Annotated in this window: 16 protein-coding genes; 4 read left to right on the forward strand and 12 right to left on the reverse strand. The window is 60.3% G+C overall.

The genetic code is table 11. The annotated features are described in order from the left end of the window. Positions 1 to 40: 40 nt before the first annotated feature. The 12 genes from ACVWSC_RS24665 to ACVWSC_RS24720 all read right to left on the reverse strand — a co-directional run bounded on the left by ACVWSC_RS24665 (position 41) and on the right by ACVWSC_RS24720 (position 16,671). On the reverse strand, positions 41 to 1,717 hold the full coding sequence (locus ACVWSC_RS24665; protein WP_442109688.1) for a DUF5666 domain-containing protein: 1,677 nt from the start codon (positions 1,715 to 1,717) through the stop codon (positions 41 to 43). Then, positions 1,714 to 2,550 (reverse strand): DUF6502 family protein, encoded by an 837-nt coding sequence (locus ACVWSC_RS24670; protein ID WP_442109690.1) that lies wholly within the window; start codon positions 2,548 to 2,550, stop codon positions 1,714 to 1,716. The genes ACVWSC_RS24665 and ACVWSC_RS24670 overlap by 4 nt, the downstream gene beginning before the upstream one ends. Positions 2,551 to 2,559: 9 nt before the next feature. Further along, positions 2,560 to 3,246: a hypothetical protein gene (locus ACVWSC_RS24675; RefSeq protein WP_442109692.1), complete on the reverse strand. Its 687-nt coding sequence runs from the start codon at positions 3,244 to 3,246 to the stop codon at positions 2,560 to 2,562. A gap of 225 nt (positions 3,247 to 3,471) precedes the next feature. Further along, positions 3,472 to 4,164 carry a sensor histidine kinase gene (locus ACVWSC_RS24680; RefSeq protein WP_442109694.1) on the reverse strand — a complete coding sequence of 231 codons (693 nt, stop codon included), beginning with the start codon at positions 4,162 to 4,164 and terminating at the stop codon, positions 3,472 to 3,474. Continuing rightward, entirely contained in the window at positions 4,161 to 5,768 is a 1,608-nt protein-coding gene (locus ACVWSC_RS24685) for a response regulator (protein ID WP_442109696.1), read from the reverse strand. Before ACVWSC_RS24685 ends, ACVWSC_RS24680 begins: the two co-directional genes overlap by 4 nt. A gap of 106 nt (positions 5,769 to 5,874) precedes the next feature. Beyond that, positions 5,875 to 6,954, reverse strand: a complete 1,080-nt coding sequence (locus ACVWSC_RS24690) for a diguanylate cyclase domain-containing protein (RefSeq protein ID WP_442109698.1) — start codon at positions 6,952 to 6,954, stop codon at positions 5,875 to 5,877. An 80-nt stretch (positions 6,955 to 7,034) separates the two neighbouring features. Beyond that, positions 7,035 to 7,619 (reverse strand): MliC family protein, encoded by a 585-nt coding sequence (locus tag ACVWSC_RS24695; protein ID WP_442109700.1) that lies wholly within the window; start codon positions 7,617 to 7,619, stop codon positions 7,035 to 7,037. 74 nt (positions 7,620 to 7,693) lie between these two features. Then, positions 7,694 to 10,417 carry a winged helix-turn-helix domain-containing protein gene (locus ACVWSC_RS24700; protein WP_442109702.1) on the reverse strand — a complete coding sequence of 908 codons (2,724 nt, stop codon included), beginning with the start codon at positions 10,415 to 10,417 and terminating at the stop codon, positions 7,694 to 7,696. A gap of 205 nt (positions 10,418 to 10,622) precedes the next feature. Then, a complete protein-coding gene (locus tag ACVWSC_RS24705) occupies positions 10,623 to 11,987 on the reverse strand; it encodes a DUF1329 domain-containing protein (RefSeq protein ID WP_442109704.1) in 1,365 nt (454 codons plus the stop codon). A 27-nt stretch (positions 11,988 to 12,014) separates the two neighbouring features. Then, complete coding sequence (locus tag ACVWSC_RS24710) at positions 12,015 to 13,898, reverse strand: DUF1302 domain-containing protein (protein WP_442109706.1); 1,884 nt, start codon at positions 13,896 to 13,898, stop codon at positions 12,015 to 12,017. Positions 13,899 to 14,235: 337 nt separating this feature from the next. After that, positions 14,236 to 15,918, reverse strand: a complete 1,683-nt coding sequence (locus ACVWSC_RS24715) for a fatty acid--CoA ligase (RefSeq protein ID WP_442109708.1) — start codon at positions 15,916 to 15,918, stop codon at positions 14,236 to 14,238. Between the two features lie 123 nt (positions 15,919 to 16,041). Further along, on the reverse strand, positions 16,042 to 16,671 hold the full coding sequence (locus ACVWSC_RS24720; protein ID WP_442109710.1) for a LysE family translocator: 630 nt from the start codon (positions 16,669 to 16,671) through the stop codon (positions 16,042 to 16,044). A gap of 226 nt (positions 16,672 to 16,897) precedes the next feature. Here ACVWSC_RS24720 and ACVWSC_RS24725 point away from each other — a divergent pair, with 226 nt between their 5' ends. The 4 genes from ACVWSC_RS24725 to ACVWSC_RS24740 are packed head-to-tail and all read left to right on the forward strand — an operon-like array spanning position 16,898 to position 19,900. After that, positions 16,898 to 17,476 carry an NAD(P)H-dependent oxidoreductase gene (locus ACVWSC_RS24725; RefSeq protein WP_442109712.1) on the forward strand — a complete coding sequence of 193 codons (579 nt, stop codon included), beginning with the start codon at positions 16,898 to 16,900 and terminating at the stop codon, positions 17,474 to 17,476. Positions 17,477 to 17,487: 11 nt separating this feature from the next. Next, positions 17,488 to 17,859 carry a MerR family transcriptional regulator gene (locus ACVWSC_RS24730; protein WP_442109714.1) on the forward strand — a complete coding sequence of 124 codons (372 nt, stop codon included), beginning with the start codon at positions 17,488 to 17,490 and terminating at the stop codon, positions 17,857 to 17,859. 27 nt (positions 17,860 to 17,886) lie between these two features. Continuing rightward, positions 17,887 to 18,852, forward strand: a complete 966-nt coding sequence (locus ACVWSC_RS24735; RefSeq protein ID WP_442109716.1) for a 2-hydroxyacid dehydrogenase — start codon at positions 17,887 to 17,889, stop codon at positions 18,850 to 18,852. A 49-nt stretch (positions 18,853 to 18,901) separates the two neighbouring features. Then, positions 18,902 to 19,900: a methyltransferase gene (locus tag ACVWSC_RS24740; protein ID WP_442109718.1), complete on the forward strand. Its 999-nt coding sequence runs from the start codon at positions 18,902 to 18,904 to the stop codon at positions 19,898 to 19,900. The last annotated feature ends 6 nt before the right edge of the window (positions 19,901 to 19,906 follow it).

The following is a 19,906-nucleotide window of genomic DNA, read 5'->3' on the forward strand; positions in this document are numbered from 1 at the left end:
TTACCCAGCCTAGTTGCTAATTTGACCCCTGTGCTGGCTTCTAATGATCCGAACGCTCCGGGCGGTCTACTTTCTCGGCCTTCTCGGCTTTTTCCACTTTCTCGGGCTTTTCAACCTTTTCGACTTTCTCGACCTTCTCGGGTTTTTCGACCTTTTCTACTTTCTCAACCTTCTCGGGCTTTTCAACCTTTTCTACTTTCTCAACCTTCTCGGGTTTTTCGACCTTTTCTACTTTCTCAACCTTCTCGGGTTTTTCGACCTTCTCTACTTTCTCAACCTTTTCGGGCTTTTCGACCTTCTCCGCCTTCTCGACCTTCTCAGGCTTTTCGACTTTCTCTGCGTTCTCGACCTTTTCAGCTTTCTCGATCTTTTCCGGCCGCCCGCTGTGGTCCTCTTTCTCGGTCGTTTCCACTTTCTCGACGCGTTCTGACTTTCCGGAGTTATCCACAGCGTCGACCTTGCCATCGTCTTCACGCCCACTGCGCTCATCGCCACCATGGCTGCTGTCGCTACGCACGCTCTGAGTCTCAGCGCTGTGATCGCTGCTACCGCTTCCAGAGTTGTCCGTGCGCTGTTCGCTGTCGTCGTCCGAGTGATTGTTTCGTCCGGAGCGATCGCCAGCCGGTGTCTCGACACGGTCAGCATGAAGCTCGACGCGAGTTGCGCGCACCTCCCGTGCGCCGCTGAGCACGCCACTTACCCGCACGCGCTGATCCAGGGCCAACGCCGTGGGCTGTTCACCGACAAACACCGTGTCGCGCCCCAGCGTCACGTTGAAGCCACCCACTACCAGGCGCCGATCCTGTCGACCTTGCACCAGGCCTTCAACCACGACGTCGCGGACCCGACCGGCAAATGGCAGGCTTGGATCAGTCCGGGTTTGCGCCACTTCCAGCTGACGCCCTGACCACTGGCCACGCACCAGCACTTCCGGCGCCGCTGCAACGCGGCTGCCCAGTTTCAGCCCCTGGAGGCTTCCGTTGCGGTCAATCGAGCCAATCGCACTGGCCGCCTTGAGGCCCGGCGCACGCTCGATGCGGCTGGCCACAACCTCGCCATTGGCGCTACGCAGCCCACTGACCTTGACCGGCTCACCGGGGCGCAGTCCTTGCGCCACCCGTGCACCATTGGCCAGGCGCACGGGTTGGCCCATCACCCGCAGCGGCGTTGAAGCACCGGGCAACGCGGTCAGCGGCCCCTCATACACGTGCAGAATTGCAATCCGCCCAGCCTGCAGGCCGCGCTGGGTGGCGAACGATTCCACGGCAACCACCTGGCCGATGGCCAAGTGTTCCGCGCTGGAGGCAACGCCGTTTTCACTCACGGGTACATCTTTGCTGAAGTGCACTTCCATGCCGTTGAGGCAAATGGAGGCAAACCCGGTGATGGTGCCGACGATCCCGGTGCCACCACTGCCGCCGGGTGAGCCGATCGGCATACCGGTACCGCCGGTTCCACCGGGACGCAGCTGTTGCGGTGCACCACTGCCACCGACCCCGCCATCGTCGTAGTCGATACCGGTACCGCCTGTGCCCCCAGGCCGGGCTCCGGTTCCGCCAATTCCACCAGGCGCCTGTACGCCGGCAGCGTCGGTCATCCCCACTTCATCGCGGCTGATGCACGCTGGCGCTGCACTAGCCCATGAAGGCAGCCCCAGGCTCAACGCGAAGCCCAGGACCATGGCAACGGTGTGAAAACGGCGCAGAGGCGAGGTCATGGATCAGGCGCCGTCGGTGAAGTGGGCTCAGTGTAGAAATACAGCCCGATGGTGATGCGCTGACGCGGGTCAAGGCTGGACAGATCTTGGGCTTCCAGGTCAGCGGCAAGCCGACTGAAGCCGAGCAGCGTCTGCATGCCGTCACCGGCCACCACCTCGCGCAAGGCTTCGACACTGGCTGGGCTCAAGGCATCGTAGTGCACGCTGCGCTCAAAGAAGGGTTGGGCCTGCTCAGTCAGGTTATGCACCGCAGCGCAAGCGTGGTCGTGCAGGTTGTGGCCCAGGTAGGCGGCTTTCTCATCAAAGCCTTTCTGTGGCACAAACGCCTGGGCCTGAAGGTGCACGCAATCCTGATCGTCCAACTGCACCACACCCAGGCGCAACCATTCGTCGAGCACCACCCGCGCGCGAATGTCGGTACTGACCTGCGCCACCAATGCATCGAAAGAGGCCTCGCCGCCAACACTGGCCAACCTCGGTAGAGGCAACGCCTGGCCGGCTTGCTTGCAGAACGGTGCGCAGTTGGTCCAGGCGTTGACCAACTGCGCACCCAGGGTAATGTTCTCCGGCAGCGCCATGCTCGCCGTATCGCCTTCATGACGCAGGCGCCTGACATCCTTACGATGGACGCCGGTGAGCAAGCTGATGCGGCTGTCACTCGCGGCTTTGTCGTCCAGACGAAACTCGCGGTCAGCCACATCGACAAAGACCTCCTTGAGCAGGTCGGCGAACACCGTATAGGTGACGCCTTTGCGAAGCATCAGCCGCACCAGAGGCCGCATGACACGTCGCAAAGCGCTCAATAGCGAAGGAGGAAGCGTTGGTGCTTGCATTGCCTTCAATCAGCTCCTGCCGTTGTCGTCACCAGGTTCGCCGCCGACGTGATTGCCACGGTCATCACCCGGTTCGCCACCCACATGCTCACCACGGTCATCGCCAGGCTCACCGCCCACGTGATTGCCATGGTCGTCGCCAGGTTCGCCGCCAACATGATTACCATGGTCATCGCCGGGCTCACCACCCACATGATTGCCATGGTCATCACCGGGCTCACCACGAGCGTGATTGCCATGATCATCACCAGGCTCTGAATGGTTGCTGCTGCGCCCGGAGTTCGAGTTGCTGGCGTGCCCTTGCCCGGCATCGCCATGGTCGCTGCCGCTATGACCGCTGCCACCGCTGCTACCACTGCCGTTGCCAGCATGGCCACCACCATTGCCGCTTCCACCATGGCCGCCTGACCCTCCGCTGCCGCCGCCGTGACCACCGCCACCACTGCCGCCACCGTGACCGCCGCCACCACCTCCGCCGTGGCCGCCACCTCCGCCACCATGGCCGCCACCGCCACCACCGCCGTGACCACCCCCGCCACCGCCACCGCCATGTCCCCCACCTCCGCCGCCACCATCTTTGGCGTAGGCGCTGGAGCTATGGGAAATCGTATCGGGGATCAAAACGAGGGAGGCCGACAGCACGCCGCCGATGGCCATCGCCAGTAGAGCTTTGTTGAACAGCCGGTAAGTCTGCATCTTCCGTCTCCTGGTCATTCACCGCGAGAAACGCCACATCAAGCCGGGACTGGTTTTGACTTGTTCTGAATTCTTTGCGTGGGAAATTTTCCCACATCAAAAACCTAGACCTCTTTCATCAGCGCTTCAAGCTGCGCGCAAGAAAGCCGACCAGTGGAGCAGACACGGTGGGAGATACCAGTCTTGATCATCCGGTGTGGGAGCGGGCTTGCCCCGCGAGCGATCCTACGGCAGGTAAAGTGTGAACAGCCCACCGCCCAACGGCCCGCCGTTGGCAATCTCGATATGCCCCTTGACCCCATTGCGCTCGTGCAGCGCGGCGATACGCGCGGCAAAGTACAGCCCCAGGCCGGTGCTGCCACTTTGCGCATCAATGCCCTGCACATAGTCGTGTTGGCGTTCAAGCATATAGGTCGGGAAACCCGGGCCGTCGTCGTTGATGCTCAACAGCAACTGCTCGCCTTCTTCGCTGACCGTGATCAACAGGGTGTGACCGGCATAGCGGATGGCATTGTTGAGGATGTTGGCCACCACTGAGCTCACCAGCTCGCGGTCAAAAAAGCCCAACGGGCTGGCAGTTTCGATGCGCCAGCTGGCAAGAATGTCGCGGTGCTGCAGCAGGTTCTGTTGGGCGGCCAACTGCGCCTCGATGAAATCATCCAGCTCGTGATAGTCCGGACACATTGGCAATTGATTGACGCCCAGTTTGTATAGCCCCAGCAACTGCACCAACATGCCATTCAGGTGAGTGAACTCATGCTCCATCACCCCCTGCTCGCTGCCGCTGCGCTGCGCTTCTGGCAAGCGTGCCAACCACTGGCTGTGGGCCTGGGTCAGGGCTGACAGGGAGTTTTTCATGTCGTGTACGGTGGAGGCGATCACCGTGGAAAAATCCAGCCCCTGGTTGTTCTGGTTCATGCGCCAAAGGCTCGAATGTGCAGTTTACGGTAGCGCTCGTAACGGCTATCGCTCTCGGGGATACCGGCGACGCAGGTCAGGCAGGCGCGGCATTCGTCCATGATGGCTTCTGGTGGTGTTTCACCGCCAATGCGCAACAGCGCCTGAGCCGTGTTGAGGGCGATACTGATGTTCTTTGGCTGCAGCTTCAGGGCCCGGCGGAACAGCCCCAGCGCTTCACTGAGTTGCCCGCCCTGATAGCTGCGCACACCTTGACGGTTAAGATCGACAGCCTCGGTTACCGCCCCCAGTACAGAGGCGTCATCGGTCAAGCGCGAAACGCTCTGCATCACCTTGGGGTCGTCGCCGTAGGTCTCTACACAGCTTTTCAGAATCGAAGTGCCAGCTGATTCCTGTCCGAGCTTTTGCAACTGGGTCGCCACCACCAAGGCTGCCTCAACAGAGAAAAACTGCTCCATCTTGTCCAGCCGGGCCATGGCCTGCTCGGTCAGCTTGGCGGCGGTTTCGGCATCACCGGCCTGCTGCAGGCTGGCGGCTTTCATCAGCCGCGCACGCACCTGCAAACCCTGGTCTTCAACGTTTTCCTTGGCCACTTCGCTGAGCACCGTGTTGATCTCGACGCGGGTACGCGCGTCCAGGCCGTTACCGGCATTCTTGTTCATCAGCGCCTGGACCAGGCCGAGGTTGCTCTCCGGGTCTTTGTAGCGTGAACTCTGCCCCTGGTTGACCGCATGCCGATAGGCTTTTGACGAGGTATCGAAGTCGTCATTGCCCAGCGCCAGCTTGCCCAGCATCATCTGCCGGCGTACCGCCAGCGGCGACAAACGCACCGCTTCTTCCAGCACACCCTGAGCGCGCTTGGTTTCTCCCAACGCGACCAACACTTCCGCCAGCCCGTCGTAGAGCCCCGGCATCATCGGGAAGGCCTTCAGAGCCTGCTCGTAAACGCCCTGGGCCTGGGAAAATTGGTTGCGCTTGTGCAGCAGGCTCCCCAGCGCCGCATAGGCCCAAGGCGTGGCCCGGCTGGAGATAATGGTGGTGAGGAACTTCTCCAGCTCGTCGTACCGATTCAACGCCCGCAATGCATCGGCACGGTAACGCAAACACAGGGGCGCAAAACGCGGGTCTTTCTTGCACAGCTCGGCGCACGCGGCCAACACTTCGGCCGGGCGGCCGCGGTCCAGGGCCTGCAGAATCGGCTTGAGCAAGGTCTTGCGCTGCACCAGTTTTTCCAGACGCTGCGCCAGGCCGATACGGTTGAACGGCTTGGTCAGGTAGGCGTCCGGTTCATGTTCCAGGGCACTGAGAACAATGGCCTGGCTGGTTTCGGCAGTCACCATGAGAAACACGCACTCATGGCTGATCAACTTGTCGAGGATCAGGTCCTCAAGCACCTGCTGGCCGTTCTTCTTGCCATCACCGAGGTGAAAGTCCTGAAGGATAAAGTCATAGCGCTTCTGCGCGCACATGCGCAGCGCCTGCTCACCGCTGTCAGCGGTGTCGACATCACGCACCCCCAGCTCGCGCAGCATGGAGCGCGCAGAGCTGCGGAAATCCGAGAAATCGTCGACGATCAGAAAACTTTTTTGGCTGTAGACCTGCATCCACGCAACCTGACATGACAAATAAAAAAAGGATGCACAGACCGCAACAATCACAGGCTGGCTTCGCGGGTGAATCCGGCGTGACCTGAAGGGCTCGTGCCTGGCGTTATGCGCAGACACCTGTGTTGGCAAGGCGGAACTGATTGTCACCGCTGCGTTTGGCCTGATACATGGCCAGGTCCGCCAGGTGAATCAGTGTGTCCATCGTTGCGGCATGATCGGGATAGACCGCCACTCCCAAGCTGGTACCCACCTGCAACATCTCACTGGAAATGATCATGGGAAACGCCAGTGACTCGATCACATTGCTGCAAATCAGGTGCACTTCTTCCTCCACGCCCTCCCCAGGAGAAAACCCTTCAAGGATCAGCACGAACTCATCGCCACCGATCCTGGCCACAGTATCGGCCGTGCGCAGCATTTGCTTGAGCCGTTTGGCGACAAACATCAGCACCTGGTCGCCAATGGCGTGCCCATGAAGGTCATTGATGTCTTTGAAATCGTTGAGGTCGAGAAAGGCTAATGCCACCCGCGTGTTGGTCAGCCGGGCTTTCTCCACGGCCAATGCCAGGCGCTGCTCGAACACCAGGCGATTGGGCAGTCCGGTCAACACATCGTTGTGGGCCAGGTTATGTAGCTGGTTCGCCCAGGCTTTTTCTTCGGTGATGTCGCGAACCACGCCCATCATTTTTACCGCCACACCCTGGGCGTTGCATACCACGTTTCCGGTCTCGCGCAGCCAGCGAATACTGCCGTCGGGCCAGACCACGCGGTACTCCTCATCGTGGTTTTCACCGGTTGCAATGCAGCGCAATTCACCGGCCCGCACCTGGGCGCGGTCATCCGGATGCACGCTGGCGCAAAAGCGCTCATAGCTGGGGACGATTTCCCCGACCTGATAGCCAAACATGGGATAAATAGCATCGGACCAGTAGAGCTTTTCCGTATCGATATCCCAGTCCCAGGTACCGATACGGGCAAAATACTGGCTGCGCTTGTAGCGATCGATATCTTCTGGCAGCACAGCGCTACCCAGCGCTTGCCCCCCGCTCAGCGTATCCAGATGCTGACGGCATTCACGCAACTGCCGCCCGAGCTCACGCCCGCGCAGCAACGCACGTACCCACAGGATCGACACGACCCCCAAACCAATCCATGGCGCGACGATGTACAGCGTCTGCGTCATCACGAAGCGCTCTAAAATGATAGCAAGCAGCCATCATCTTCGATCCTCAGGTCGGCGTAAAGCCTGGCATCGGTGTTGGCTCAGCGCGCCACCTGGCAGGTCAGTTCGGCGCCGTACCATTTCACTTTCGCTTCGCCTTGATGCTCCCAGAACTCGACGCCCTGGGCACCGTACTTGCTGCCACTGGCCGAAGGTTGGGCAATAGCGATGGTTTGGTCATCACCATACGTGAGCACTGCCGCCTGGGGCTCGAGTGTGTTGTAAAACACGGCGGTAAAGGCTTTGCTGTCGTCGTTGCAGTCAAACTCCACGGCTGCGGGCACCTGTACCGCGCCAGACTGGATCTGCAATTTGACGATACGCACCTGATACTGCTCCAGTACGCAGGCATCGACATCACTGGCTTTCCAGCATTCATCACGACCCTTGATCCAGCCGCGCTGGGTGGCCTTGAGCTGCTTTTGCGACTCGCTGTCGGCTTGCCCGAGCACGCGTTTGTAGAGCGCCGCAAGCTCACGATCGAGCTTGCTCAATTGGGGGCTTTGGCACACCTTGAGCGCCACACCTTCGGCCTTGTCACATGAGAATGACGGTCCGTCTGCCGCCAGCGCTAGGGTTGTGGATAACCCGCAGGTCAACAGCACCAGAGTGCAGACACGGAACATGGCAGAGCCTCCAGCAGGAATGATCCTGCCACAGAGTACAGCAGAAACTCCCCTGCTGGCCGCACATCCGCTCGTCAGGCCAGCAAGCCCAACGCCTTGGCCCGCGCAACAGCCTGAGTGCGTCGCTCGACACCCAGTTTGCTGTTGATATGACTGGCGTGGGTTTTGACCGTGTGCAGCGAAATGAACAAGCGCTCACTGATTTCCTGGTTGGAGCAGCCTTGGGCGATCAACTCCAGCACAGATTTCTCCCGGGCGCTCAACGCTTCGCAACTGCCGTTGGACACTTCCGGGGTATCCACCGCCGGTAACAATGACAGCAGGCTGGCCTGGGTCGGGCTGGCGGGTTGTATCAGCAGTTGTTCACGTAACCATTGCGGGTGCTCCTGCAGCAACCGCTGGAACGCCTGCAAGGATCCACCGCGTCCGGCTTCCAGGGCCAATCCCAGCAGATCACGGGCCTGCGAGTCGTTATTGTTGGCCAGCAACAAGCCCATCCATTGGCACAACGCCGTCACACACAGTAACTGCCCGCCACTGGCCTGACCGCGTTCCACCAGCGCTTGCAAGCGCTGCGCAGACAGCGCCAGGCGCCCCTGAGTACGTTCGAGCAAAGCCTGCTGCAGTTCGATATGCAACCCCAGCAGCGGATGAAACTCGGGGGCTGCGGCCGCCTTCTGGCCGCTATAGGTCTGGCTCAGGCGCAACAACCAAGACTCGGCCAGGTCAGTACGCCCCTGCCCCAACCAGAGCTCGCATTTAACCAGGGTAATCATCGCCAGATAGAAAATCGGCGGTACATCCCAGATGTGCATCAACCGCTCAGCCTCGGCCAACTCGGTGAAGGCTTCGGTAAAACGCCCCTCGCGCCCATCCATTGAGGCAATCACGCAATGACCGATCAGCACGCTGATATCACGGCAAGCCCGCGCCTCGGCCAGACCGGCACGTAAACGGCTGCGGCCAGCTTGGGTTTGCATACGCGCGGCCAACAAGTAGCCCTCGTACAAGGTCAGGCGCGCGCGCACCGCATACAGGCGCTGCGCCGATAATCCCTGCAAGCGCTGCAGGCCCTGGTGCACTTCATCCAGGGCGCGCAACACTTCACCACGCGCATGCAGCACCCGTGCACGGTCGTAGTGTGCCAAGGCTTCAAACAGCGGATTGCCAACGCGCTGCGCCAACTCCAGCGCCTCGCGGTTGCAACTGCGCGCCCGTGAAAAGTCAGCCTCGACGATGGCCAGGTTGGAGAGTGTCGACAAACACACCAGACGCTGGCCATAGCGTTTTTGCGGCAGGCTGCGCAGGGCTTCGATGCAATAGGCGCGGGTGCGCTCTCGATCACCACGGCCACGGGCGATGACACCGCTTAACGCCAGCCATTGCGCTAGCATCGAGCGCTGAGCTGTTGCCGACGGCGCAGGCAAAAAGCGCGTCAGATGACTGGCCAGCTCTTCGGCCGCGTCGAGCTGCCCGGCCAGACCCAAGGCCCAGCTGTACAACACAATCAGCCGTGGTGTGCTGATCAACAGGCTGTCGGGCAGGTCCATCTTCCAGCGCAGCAACATCCCGACGTTCTGCTCGGCCAGCAGTTGCTCTTCCGACAGGTTCTGGACCAGGTTGGCAGCGACATCCAGATGCCCGGCGCGCAAGGCCTGCTCTACCGCTTCATCGAGTAAGCCCTGGTTGTGAAACCAACGGCAGGCGCGCAGGTGCAGGCTCGAGAGTGGCAGGCTGGGCTGGCGGCTGCGCAACAGGTCGGAAAACAGATGGTGGTATCGGTACCAACGACCATTTTCATCCAGTGGCACCAGAAACACCTGATGCGTCTGCAGGTAAGCGATGATCTCGGCGCTATCGTGACTCTCACGCAGGGCATCACACAGTTCACTGCAGAAGCGTTCCTGGCAGGCCGTGTCGTTGAGAAAGGCCTGAACCTCGGCGGGCAGAATGTCGATCACTTCTTCAAGCAGGTAATCGCGAATCAGCCCCTCGCCACCGTGCAAGGCCTGAGGCAAGGCACTGTCGCCGCCCGCCTCGCTGCTCGCCAGTTGCCAGAAACGCAGCCCGGCAATCCAGCCGTCGCTGCGCAGGATCAAGTTGTCCAGCGCCTGGCCGCGCAAGCCGCTGGGCTGCTGGCCCAATACAGCCAGCGACTCTTCGGGCGTCAGGCGCAGGTCCTGTTCGCTAAGTTCAAGTAACTGGCGTGACAGTCGCAGGCGCGCCAAGTGCCAATCCGGGCGCAAGCGGCTGGTCACCAACAGGACCAACCCGGGTGGCAGATGATTGAGGAAGAACTGCAGGCAGCGATCGAGCACCGGGCCCTGTGCCAGATGATAGTCATCCAGTACCAGCAACAACGGATTGTGCGGCTGCAGATGTTGAGCCAGCTCATCGAGCAAACCGTCCAGCCACTCTTCAAAGGCGAAGGGTTGATGGCGCTGCCGCATCTTCAGCAGGCCAAGGGCCTGGCCGCCCAGAGCCGGGCAATACTGCTGCAAGCCTTCAAGCAGCCGTTCAAGAAAGCGCCCGGGGTCATTGTCTCGGCGGCTCAAACCCAGCCACAGGCTGCTCCAATGGTTGGGCAAGCCTTGGCAGAACTCGACAGCCAGCGAGCTTTTGCCAAATCCCGCTGGCGCATTGACCAATAACAAACGGCCACCCAGCCCCGACTGCAAGCGCTGGCATAAACGCGCCCGAGGCACATGCCCTTCAGGCAGTGGCGGACGATAGAAGCGTCCCTCCAGGACGTCCATGGCCTGGCTGGCGAACCCTTGCGTACGGGACAGATCAGTCATGGCCGGCTCGTTTTAGTTAGAGATTCTTCGGCGGTACGATCTGGGCAGACTAACGGGTTAAAACGCACATTTGAAGATGATTGCCGCGCATTGCGGCAAAAAGACTACAACAAAAAGCAACAATGCCGTTTGTGTATGACAGGGCATAAACAGAAACGCCCCGGCAAGCCGGGGCGTTCTGGGAGATCACACGGAGGTTTGTAACTTAGCGCACACCTTCCTGGCGAAGCGCTGCGGGCTGGAAGTCGCTGATGCTGGCCGAGAATCCGAAGTCGTAAGCCTTCTTCTCCTCGTTCTTCATGCCCAGTGCCAGATAGCGACCCGACTGCAGGTCGTAAATGGCTTCCAGGGTGTACCACGGCACCTGGACGTTGTAGTAGTCCTGGGAGTGGGCCTCGGAAACGCGCCACAGTTGATCACGACCGTCGTACTGGTCGATCACTGCAGCCTGCCAGGTGTCTTCGTCGATGTAGAAGTCACGCTTGGCGTAGATATGACGCTGACCCGGCTTCAAGGTGGCAACCACGTGCCAGACACGGCGCAACTCGTAGCGGCTCAGGTCCTGGTTGATGTGCCCAGGCTTGATGATATCGGCGTACTTGAGCTTCGGATCGTCGAGCTTGTAGCTGTTGGAGGCAATGTACATCTCTTTCTTGCCTTCCAGCTTCCAGTCGTAGCGGTCTGGTGCACCGTTGAACATGTCCAGGTTGTCGGAAGTACGCAGGCCATCGGCTGCGGTACCCGGGCCATCGTAGGACACTTGAGGCGCCTGGCGCACACGACGCTGACCGGCGTTGTAGACCCACGCTTTACGCGGCTCCTTGACCTGGTCGAGGGTCTCGTGGACCAACAGCACGGTACCGGCCAGGCGCGCTGGCGCGGTTACCTTCTGCTTGAAGTAGAACAACACGTTGCCGGGGTTGGCCGGGTCGTAGCCCTTGATCTTGTCACGGAAGACAAACTGATCCTGGAAGTACACCAGGCTGTAGGAGCCATTGGTTTGCGGCGTGGCCTGGGTCACCAGGCGGGTTACGCTGCCCCCGCGATAGCGGGTGATGTGGTTCCAGATAACTTCAACGCCACTTTTGGGAATCGGGAACGGCACCGCCGTGGTGAAGTTCTCCAGGCCGTTGCCGCCGGCGACCAGGTTGGTGCTGGTGGCGTTTTTCTTGATGTCGGCGAACACCTGATCCGGCACGGTCGATCCGCGGTGGGTCGGGTACACCGGAATCTTGTAGCTGTCAGGGTAGCGCTTGAGCATTGCCACCTGGCCTGGGGACAGCTTGTCTTTGTACTGGTCGACGTTCTGCGCGGTGATGGTGTAAAGCGGTTTTTCACCCGCATACGGATCGGCCAGGAAGCCCTTGGCGTCAACGGCACCGGCATTTTTGCCCAGTGGCTTCCAGGCACTGATCGAACCATCGGCGTTACCAGCCTTCTCCGCGCCCATTGGCGTCAGGGTAGTGCCGAGCTTGGCCGCCTCGTCGGCGGACACTGCCGCCATGACGCTGGTGGCCAGCAGCGACAGGCCCAATACACCGGCTTGCAGCAGATTCTTGGTCATTTTCATGTTCATGCTCATCCTGAATCCGTGTTCTTAGAAGTTCACGCCGAAGCTGAGGGCGATGAAGTCGCGGTCATCCACGGTGCTGTACTTGCCGTCGAAGAAGTTGGTGTACGACAGGCTGGAGGTGTAGGTGTTCTGGTACTCAGCGTCCAGACCCAGGCTGATCGCCTTGCGCCCTTCCTCGAAGTTGCCACCTGGACCCGGGGAGTAGCCAGAAACGTCATGCGACCAGGCCACGTTAGGCTTGAGGTTGACCCCGGCGAACACGTCGTTGTAGTCCCAGATCGCACGGGCGCGGTAACCCCAGGAGGTGCTGGTGGTGAAACCGTCGTTCTCGCATTTACGCGACAGGTTGGTCGTCGGAGCGTTGTTGCCTGCGCCGCTGATGGTCCGGCCGTTGAGGAACTCACAGGTGTTGAGCGGGCCAGTCGGCTCCAGTGGGCCAGGGCCGAACACCGGGTCGCGGCCATAACGCATCTTGTGCGCGCTCTCCAGGCCACCAACGTGGGTCACACCGACCTCACCCACCACGGTCAGACGGCTGGCGCCCATGACCTGGTCGAAGAAGTGAGTGAGTGTGGTCTGGAACTGGGTGATTTCCTTACGGGTATAGCCGTGCTGGTCCTGGCCTGGCACGCCCTTGAGCAGCGACGCGTTGCCCAGGCCTGGGATTGGCGTAACACCGGAGTAAAGGATGTCGGTGGTATTGAGCTGCACCGGCGCGTTCGGGCGGTAGCTCAGCTCACCGCTCCACGCCGTACCGGTAGGCAGGGTGGTGGAGAAGCTCAGGCCGTACAGGCGAATGTCTTCAGGGTACTCGACGAAGTACTGCGAGTTACCGGCAACAATCAGCGGTGCCAATGGCTGCAGGTTAGTCGGCAGGTTTTGCAAGCCGGCATACACCGACGGATCGGCACCCGTGGCACTGAAGATCGGCGCACGGCTGTGGTAGTTCATGAAGTAGGCACCGAACTCGGTGTCCAGCGGTTCGAACATATAGCGAAACGCAACACCGAACTGGCCGCTGTCACGCGCATCACGGTCCGGACCACGGTCGACTTTCACGCCTTCTGCGTTGATATCGACACCCTGGCTTGCAAGGAAGCCCAGTGCCTGTGGTGGCAGGCTGCGGCTGCTGTTGAGCAGACGCAGGTTGTCGGTACAGCCGTCAGCGATGACGTCCGGTTGCGAGAAGAAAGTGCCACAGTTGTCGACGACGGTCTGGTCCCATTCGATCTGGTAGAAGGCTTCTGCCGACAGGTTGTCGGTCAGGCTCTGCGAGACGTAGAACATGTTGACCGGAATCAGGCCTTCCTTGACTTCAGCACCTGGGCGGCGGAACGCGGCAACGTCGATCGGGTTGATCGAGTTGATACCGCCGCCGATGAAGGTACTTTCACCCCAGCTGACCACCTGCTTGCCCAGACGCACCGAGCCTGGCTGGTCGGCAATGGAGTAGTTGTGGTACACGAAGGCGTCGAGAATCTCGCCACCGGCGGACTTGGCGCCCTCTTTGCGATTGGAATCGCTGATGTCCTTGAACGGACGGCTTTCGTCCTTGAGTTCGAAGTCATACCAGTACTTGCCACGGACGAACACACCGGTGTCGCCGTACTTGAGCTCCAGGTCATGGATGCCCTTGAAGATCTTCGAGAAGGTCTCACCGCGTTTGAAGTTCAGGTGGCCATCGTCGGAGGTTTGCGACAAACCTTTACCGCCGTTGTTGACGCCAATCAGATTCTGGTTCGGTTTCTCGGTAGACCAGCTCGCCCCGATAGACAGAGACGAGTCGAACGACCCTTCGATTTCACCGATGTTGAAACTGACGCCGAATGCAGGACCGGCGAGCGTAGAAGCGAGGCTGACAGCCAAGGGCAATTTTGCCCGGCGCCAGAACAGATTTACTGATGTCATCGACGCTACTCCATGTACTTTCTTTATTTTTATGGCAGTGAGTCCTTTGCAGAAACGCCTTAATCGACGGGTGTAAGTGCACCGAAATCGTCGAGCAAGTGGCCAGGCACATGCATGTGCAGCCCCCCATTCCTGAAAATCCCCTGACCCGACTATAGCCAGCAGGTACTCCTGCTAGATCCCTCTAAAGTGTGATTTGTATGTTTACTGATACAACGCTGCAGTAGGAGCAGGCCTACTTGCTGGCTGGGCAAGCATGGCTGAAATTTGTCATATGACAAGGCGAAAATGTGTCTAGCCTGCGGGTCGCACTCGGTCGAGCGCGACCCGCAGCAGCTTAGAGGGTAGAGAGGAAGGCGCTGTTACTGGCTTGCCATTGGGTGATGTCCAGGCGGATGCGCTTCTTGTCGAGCTTGCCGACACTGGTCTTGGGAATTTCAGTAACAAGCGCTATCTGACTGGGGATCGCCCACTTGTTGATGTGCCCAAGTTCAACGAATGGCTTGAGGTGTTCCTTGAGTGCCTTGGCATCGATAACCTGCTGTTCATGCACCACCAACAGGGCAAAAGGCCGCTCGCCCCACTGTGGATCGGCAACCCCGACCACGGCCACTTCGCGGATCGCCGGATGACGGCTGATGAGGTCTTCAAGCTCCAGCGAGGAGATCCACTCTCCGCCGGTTTTGATCACATCCTTGATACGGTCACGAATGTCGATCACGCCCATGCTGTCGAGGGTGGCCACATCGCCAGTGTGTAACCAGCCGCCCTGCCACAGCTCGGCGCCCTTCTCCGGTTCGCGGAAATACCCCATGGTCAGCCAGGGTGCTCGCAGCACCAGCTCTCCCTGGGTTTCACCGTCATGAGGCAGAAATTTCCCTTCAGTATCGACAATTGCAGACTCAACCAGCGGCACCGGTACACCGGCCTTGATTCGGTAGGTAATGCACTCATCTTCGCTACCGGCCAGCAACTCTTCGTTCAGGTGCGCGCAAGAAACCAACGGGCAAGTTTCCGACATGCCGTAAGCGGCGGTCAGTTGAATGCCACGGGCCTTGGCCGCCTCGTACAAGGCGCGGTTCAGCGCACTGCCGCCAATGATGATCTTCCAGCCACCGAAGTCCTGACCTTGCGCGCCTTTGGCATTGAGCAGCATCTGCAGAATGGTCGGTACACAATGGGAAAAGGTGACCTTCTCCTTACGCCACAGCTCGCAGAGCATTTCCGGCTCGTAGCGCCCTGGATACACCTGCTTGACCCCGAGCATGGTGGCCACGTACGGGATACCCCAGGCATGCACGTGGAACATCGGGGTGATCGGCATGTACACATCGTCACTGCCGAGCAAGCGCACGCTGTCGATACTGCCAGTAACCGACGCTGCGGCCAGGGTGTGCAGCACCAACTGGCGGTGGGTGAAGTACACGCCTTTGGGGTTGCCGGTGGTGCCAGTGGTGTAGAAGGTGGTGGCTACCGAGTTTTCATCAAAATCTGGAAAGTTGTAGACCGGGCTCGCCGCAGCCAGCAGTTGCTCATACTCGCCGATCAGGTTCGGCAACTCTGCCGTTTTGCTCTCGGCGTCGGTCAGCAGCAGGGTTTTCTCGACGGTGGTCAGTTGCCCGGCGATGCCTTGATACAAGCCGACAAAGTCGCTGTTGACCAGCACGAAGCGGTCGTCAGCGTGGTTCATGGTGTAGAGGATCTGTTCCGGTGACAGGCGCACGTTGATGGTGTGCACCACCGCGCCGATCATCGGAATGGCAAACATGCATTCCAGGTAACGATGGCTGTCCCAGTCCATCACCGCGACGGTGTCACCGGCCTTTACACCGGCCTCGGTCAGCACGTTGGCCAGGCGCGCGATGCGCTCGTTGAGGGTCAGGTAGCTATAGCGCAATTGATCGCGATAGACGATCTCGCGGGTTTTCTCGTAGCGGCTGCCAGACAACAGCAAGCGTTTGATCAACAGCGGATACTGATAAGCGTCCTCGGCAGGCGCAATGACACGAGTCTGCAACATAAGAGTCCCTTTTCTAGAGTGCACGAGTTGGGCAAGACATGACCCACTCTAGAACGCCACAACGTCGGCCAAATCAGCCAAAGGAATGATTTGGCCGACGTTGTGGCTATAGGCTTATTGCGCTTAATGCATTTCGGTAAAGGCGATCTTCACACCCAGGGCAATCAGCACCGCGCCCATGGTGCGGTCAAACCAGTGGCCCATGCGGGCAAAACCGGCACGCACACGCTGCTGGCTGAACAGCATGGCCACCAGGCAGAACCACAGGCCAGTGGCGACCGCCAGGTACACACCGTAACCGGCCTGGACCGCCAGCGGCGTATGCGGGTTGATCACCACGGTAAACAGCGACAGGAAGAACAAGGTTGCCTTGGGGTTCAGGCCGTTGGTCATAAAGCCGGCAACGAAAGCGGCACGCGGGGTGCGCTCGACCGTCGAAGCCTGCACCGCGTCACTGCCAGGTGCGGCCGGACCGGCACGCAGCGCTTTGTAACCGATGTAGAGCAAATACGCCGCTGCCAGCCATTTGAGCGCATTGAACAGCACAATCGACTGCGACACGATCAGGCCGATGCCCAGCAACGAATAGCCCACATGCAGGAAAATCGCCGAGCCCACACCAAAGGCTGTCCAGGTACCGGCGCGGCGCCCATGGGTCACGCTCTCACGGACCACAACAGCAAAATCGGGGCCGGGGCTGGCCACGGCGAGCAGGTGAATCAAAGCAACGGTGAGAAATTCAGCCCAGTACATGGGGGGCTCCTGGCAGCAGTAGATGAAATCAGCAGATCCGTACATTACGCCCTAGACACACCCCGTAACAACCGCCATCACCCACCCTCCGGTAGGAGCGGGCTTGCCCCGCGATTGCGATGTGCCTGACGAACCGCGAGCGCGGGTCAAGCCCGCCCCTTCCGCTTGACTCTCCCCTTAAGGGCAATCTCTAAGCTGCGCACTTCACCTAATTGAGCTGCCTGCCATGAACACTCGCGTACTGGTCATCCTCGGCCACCCCTCAAACCAGAGCTTTTGCGCCGCCCTGGCCAGCACTTACGTCGCCACTGCACGCGCCCGCGGCCAGGATGTCCAGGTGCTTGAACTGGGGGCGTTGAATTTTGACCCGGTATTGCGCAATGGCTATCAACCGGAACAAGTGCTGGAGCCCGATCTGCTGCACGCCCAGGGCCTGATCCAATGGGCCGAACACCTGGTGTTTGTATTCCCGATCTGGTGGGGTGGCATTCCAGCACTGTTGAAAGGTTTTCTCGACCGCGTGCTGCTGCCTGGGTTTGCCTTCAAGTATCGCAGCCACTCGCCCTTCCCCGAACAACTGCTCAAAGGCCGCAGCGCCGACCTGCTGGTGTGCATGGACACCCCGCCCTGGTATTACCGCTGGGTGTACCGTATGCCGGGCCTGCACCAGATGCGCCGAACCACCTTGGGGTTTTGTGGAATCAGGCCTCAAAAGACGTTAACGTTTGGCCCCATCATCAGCTCAAGTGCAGCGCAACGCGATACCTGGTTACGCCGGGCACGCACGTTGGCCAGCGCCAGGTAAAAGGACGTTCGATGTATATCGGCAAAGCCGCGCAGTTGTCCGGAGTGACGATCAAATGCATACGCCACTACGAGCACATCGGCCTGTTGCCTGCGCCCAGGCGCCAGGGCAACTATCGCATCTATGATGAACAGAGCGTGGCGCTGCTGCACCTGATCAAGTGCGCACAGAAGCTTGGCTTCAGCCTCAAGCAGATGCAGGCAATGGTCAGCGAGAACGGCCCCGGTGACTTGCCGCTGGCGCGCATAAAGCAGGCCATTGCCAGCAAAAAAGCACAACTGCTGGCGCAGATCGCCGACCTGCAGCAGCAACAGCAGAACCTGCTGGCTTTCGAGGCCAGCCTGGAGCAAAGCCGTTACGATTGTTTTACCTATCCGACCTGAGCCCGACCGTCATCCACTGGAGCCTCCATGTCCACCCTTCGCCGCGCCGTTTTCCTCGATCATCACTCTCTGGACCTGGGCGATCTCAGCCTCGATCGCCTGCGCGGCTGCTTCGATGAGCTGCAGCTGTATTCGGCCACCGCGCCGGAGCAAGTCACTGAACGCTTGCTGGGTGCGACCGTGGCCATCAGCAACAAGGTGATGATCGACGCCAGCACCCTCGCCGCCTGCCCCGGCCTGAAGTTGATTCTGGTGGCGGCCACCGGCACCAACAACGTCGACCTGCAAGCGGCCCGCGCCCAAGGCATTGTGGTCAGCAACTGCCAGGGCTACGGCACGCCGTCGGTCGCCCAACACACTCTGGCCTTGCTGCTGGCGCTGGCCACACGCCTGCCGGACTATCAGCAGGCCGTAGCCAAAGGACAATGGGCACGGGCCAAGCAGTTTTGCCTGCTGGATTTCCCGATCGTCGAACTGGAGGGCAAGACCCTCGGCATGCTCGGTCATGGCGAACTGGGCGGCGCGGTTGCGCGCCTGGCTGAAGCCTTTGGCATGCGCGTGCTGCTGGGGCAATTGCCCGGACGCCCGCCGCGCGAAGACCGCTTGTCGCTGGATAAACTGCTGCCGCAAGTGGATGCCCTGACCCTGCACTGCCCGCTCAACGAACACACCCGTAATCTGATCGGCGCCAAAGAACTGGCCCGGCTCAAGCCGGGCGCTTTTGTCATCAACACCGCCCGTGGTGGTTTGATCGACGAGCAAGCGCTGGCCGACTGCCTGCGCGCCGGCCATCTGGGCGGTGCCGCCACCGACGTGCTAAGTGTCGAACCACCGGTGCAGGGCAACCCGTTGCTGGCGGGTGACATCCCACGCCTGATCGTCACCCCCCACAGCGCCTGGGGCGCGGTGGAGTCGCGCCAGCGCATCGTCGAACAGCTGAGTGAAAACGCCGAAGCGTTTTTTGCCGGCAGCCCGCGCAGACAGGTCGGCTAAGGCACACCTGGCTCTGATAAACTGCGCCACTTTTTCAGGAGCCGCCCCCATGGACCCGCGCAGTGAAGTGTTGCTTCGTCAGGCCGAGCTTTTCCAGGGCTCGCTGTTACTTGCCGGCCTGCCTGCCGATGACCTGCTTGGCAAGCTGCCAACAGCCCGTGGCTGGAGCTGGCATGCCGGCGATCAGGCAGCACTCGATGCGCGCTTTGCCGGCCGCAGCCACTTCGGCGTAGAGGCACCCGTCGAAGATTTCGACGCAGCGGTACTGTTTCTGCCCAAATCCCGCGACCTGGCCAATTACCTGCTCAATGCCCTGGCTTCGCGACTGGCCGGGCGTGAGCTGTACCTGGTCGGCGAGAAACGCGGTGGCATCGAAGGCGCGGCAAAACAACTGCATGCCTTTGGCAAGCCGCGCAAACTCGACAGCGCGCGCCATTGTCAGCTGTGGCAAGTCACCGTAGAGCACGCGCCACAAGCCAAACCACTGGAAAGCCTGGCCGAGCGCTTTGAACTGCCATTGGCCGATGGCCCACTGCAGATCGTCAGCTTGCCGGGTGTGTTCAGTCATGGCCGCCTCGACCGTGGCACCGCCCTGCTGCTCGAACACCTTGAGCAACTGCCTGTCGGTCATGTCCTCGACTTCGGTTGTGGTGCCGGCGTACTGGGCGCGACCATCAAACGACGCTACCCGCAAAGCCAGGTCACCCTGCTGGATGTGGACGCCTTTGCCGTGGCCAGCAGCCGTTTGACCCTGGCAGCCAATGGTCTGCAAGGCGAAGTCATCTGCGGCGACGGCATCGATGCGGCACCGCGTGGCCTGGAAGTGATCCTGAGCAACCCGCCGTTCCATACCGGCGTGCACACCAACTACCAGGCGTCGGAGAATCTGCTGAAAAAATCGGCCGATCATCTGAAAAAAGGCGGCGAACTTCGCTTGGTTGCCAACAGCTTCCTGCGCTACCAACCGCTGATCGAAAGCGCCCTGGGCAACTGTGCGGTACGTGCCGAAGGCCAAGGCTTCAAGATCTACCAGGCAACACGCGGTTAAAATCAG

It is taken from the genome of Pseudomonas sp. NUPR-002, assembly GCF_056322725.1.

Bases quoted from the DNA above. Each gene is read 5' to 3' on its own strand.
- ACVWSC_RS24700 (WP_442109702.1), bottom strand. From the start codon at position 10,417: ATGACTGATCTGTCCCGTACGCAAGGGTTCGCCAGCCAGGCCATGGAC.
- ACVWSC_RS24740 (WP_442109718.1), top strand. From the start codon at position 18,902: ATGGACCCGCGCAGTGAAGTGTTGCTTCGTCAGGCCGAGCTTTTCCAG.
- ACVWSC_RS24675 (WP_442109692.1), bottom strand. From the start codon at position 3,246: ATGCAGACTTACCGGCTGTTCAACAAAGCTCTACTGGCGATGGCCATC.
- ACVWSC_RS24690 (WP_442109698.1), bottom strand. From the start codon at position 6,954: ATGACGCAGACGCTGTACATCGTCGCGCCATGGATTGGTTTGGGGGTC.
- ACVWSC_RS24705 (WP_442109704.1), bottom strand. From the start codon at position 11,987: ATGAAAATGACCAAGAATCTGCTGCAAGCCGGTGTATTGGGCCTGTCG.
- ACVWSC_RS24725 (WP_442109712.1), top strand. From the start codon at position 16,898: ATGAACACTCGCGTACTGGTCATCCTCGGCCACCCCTCAAACCAGAGC.
- ACVWSC_RS24710 (WP_442109706.1), bottom strand. From the start codon at position 13,898: ATGACATCAGTAAATCTGTTCTGGCGCCGGGCAAAATTGCCCTTGGCT.
- ACVWSC_RS24670 (WP_442109690.1), bottom strand. From the start codon at position 2,550: ATGCAAGCACCAACGCTTCCTCCTTCGCTATTGAGCGCTTTGCGACGT.
- ACVWSC_RS24730 (WP_442109714.1), top strand. From the start codon at position 17,488: ATGTATATCGGCAAAGCCGCGCAGTTGTCCGGAGTGACGATCAAATGC.
- ACVWSC_RS24680 (WP_442109694.1), bottom strand. From the start codon at position 4,164: ATGAACCAGAACAACCAGGGGCTGGATTTTTCCACGGTGATCGCCTCC.
- ACVWSC_RS24685 (WP_442109696.1), bottom strand. From the start codon at position 5,768: ATGCAGGTCTACAGCCAAAAAAGTTTTCTGATCGTCGACGATTTCTCG.
- ACVWSC_RS24735 (WP_442109716.1), top strand. From the start codon at position 17,887: ATGTCCACCCTTCGCCGCGCCGTTTTCCTCGATCATCACTCTCTGGAC.
- ACVWSC_RS24695 (WP_442109700.1), bottom strand. From the start codon at position 7,619: ATGTTCCGTGTCTGCACTCTGGTGCTGTTGACCTGCGGGTTATCCACA.
- ACVWSC_RS24715 (WP_442109708.1), bottom strand. From the start codon at position 15,918: ATGTTGCAGACTCGTGTCATTGCGCCTGCCGAGGACGCTTATCAGTAT.
- ACVWSC_RS24720 (WP_442109710.1), bottom strand. From the start codon at position 16,671: ATGTACTGGGCTGAATTTCTCACCGTTGCTTTGATTCACCTGCTCGCC.
- ACVWSC_RS24665 (WP_442109688.1), bottom strand. From the start codon at position 1,717: ATGACCTCGCCTCTGCGCCGTTTTCACACCGTTGCCATGGTCCTGGGC.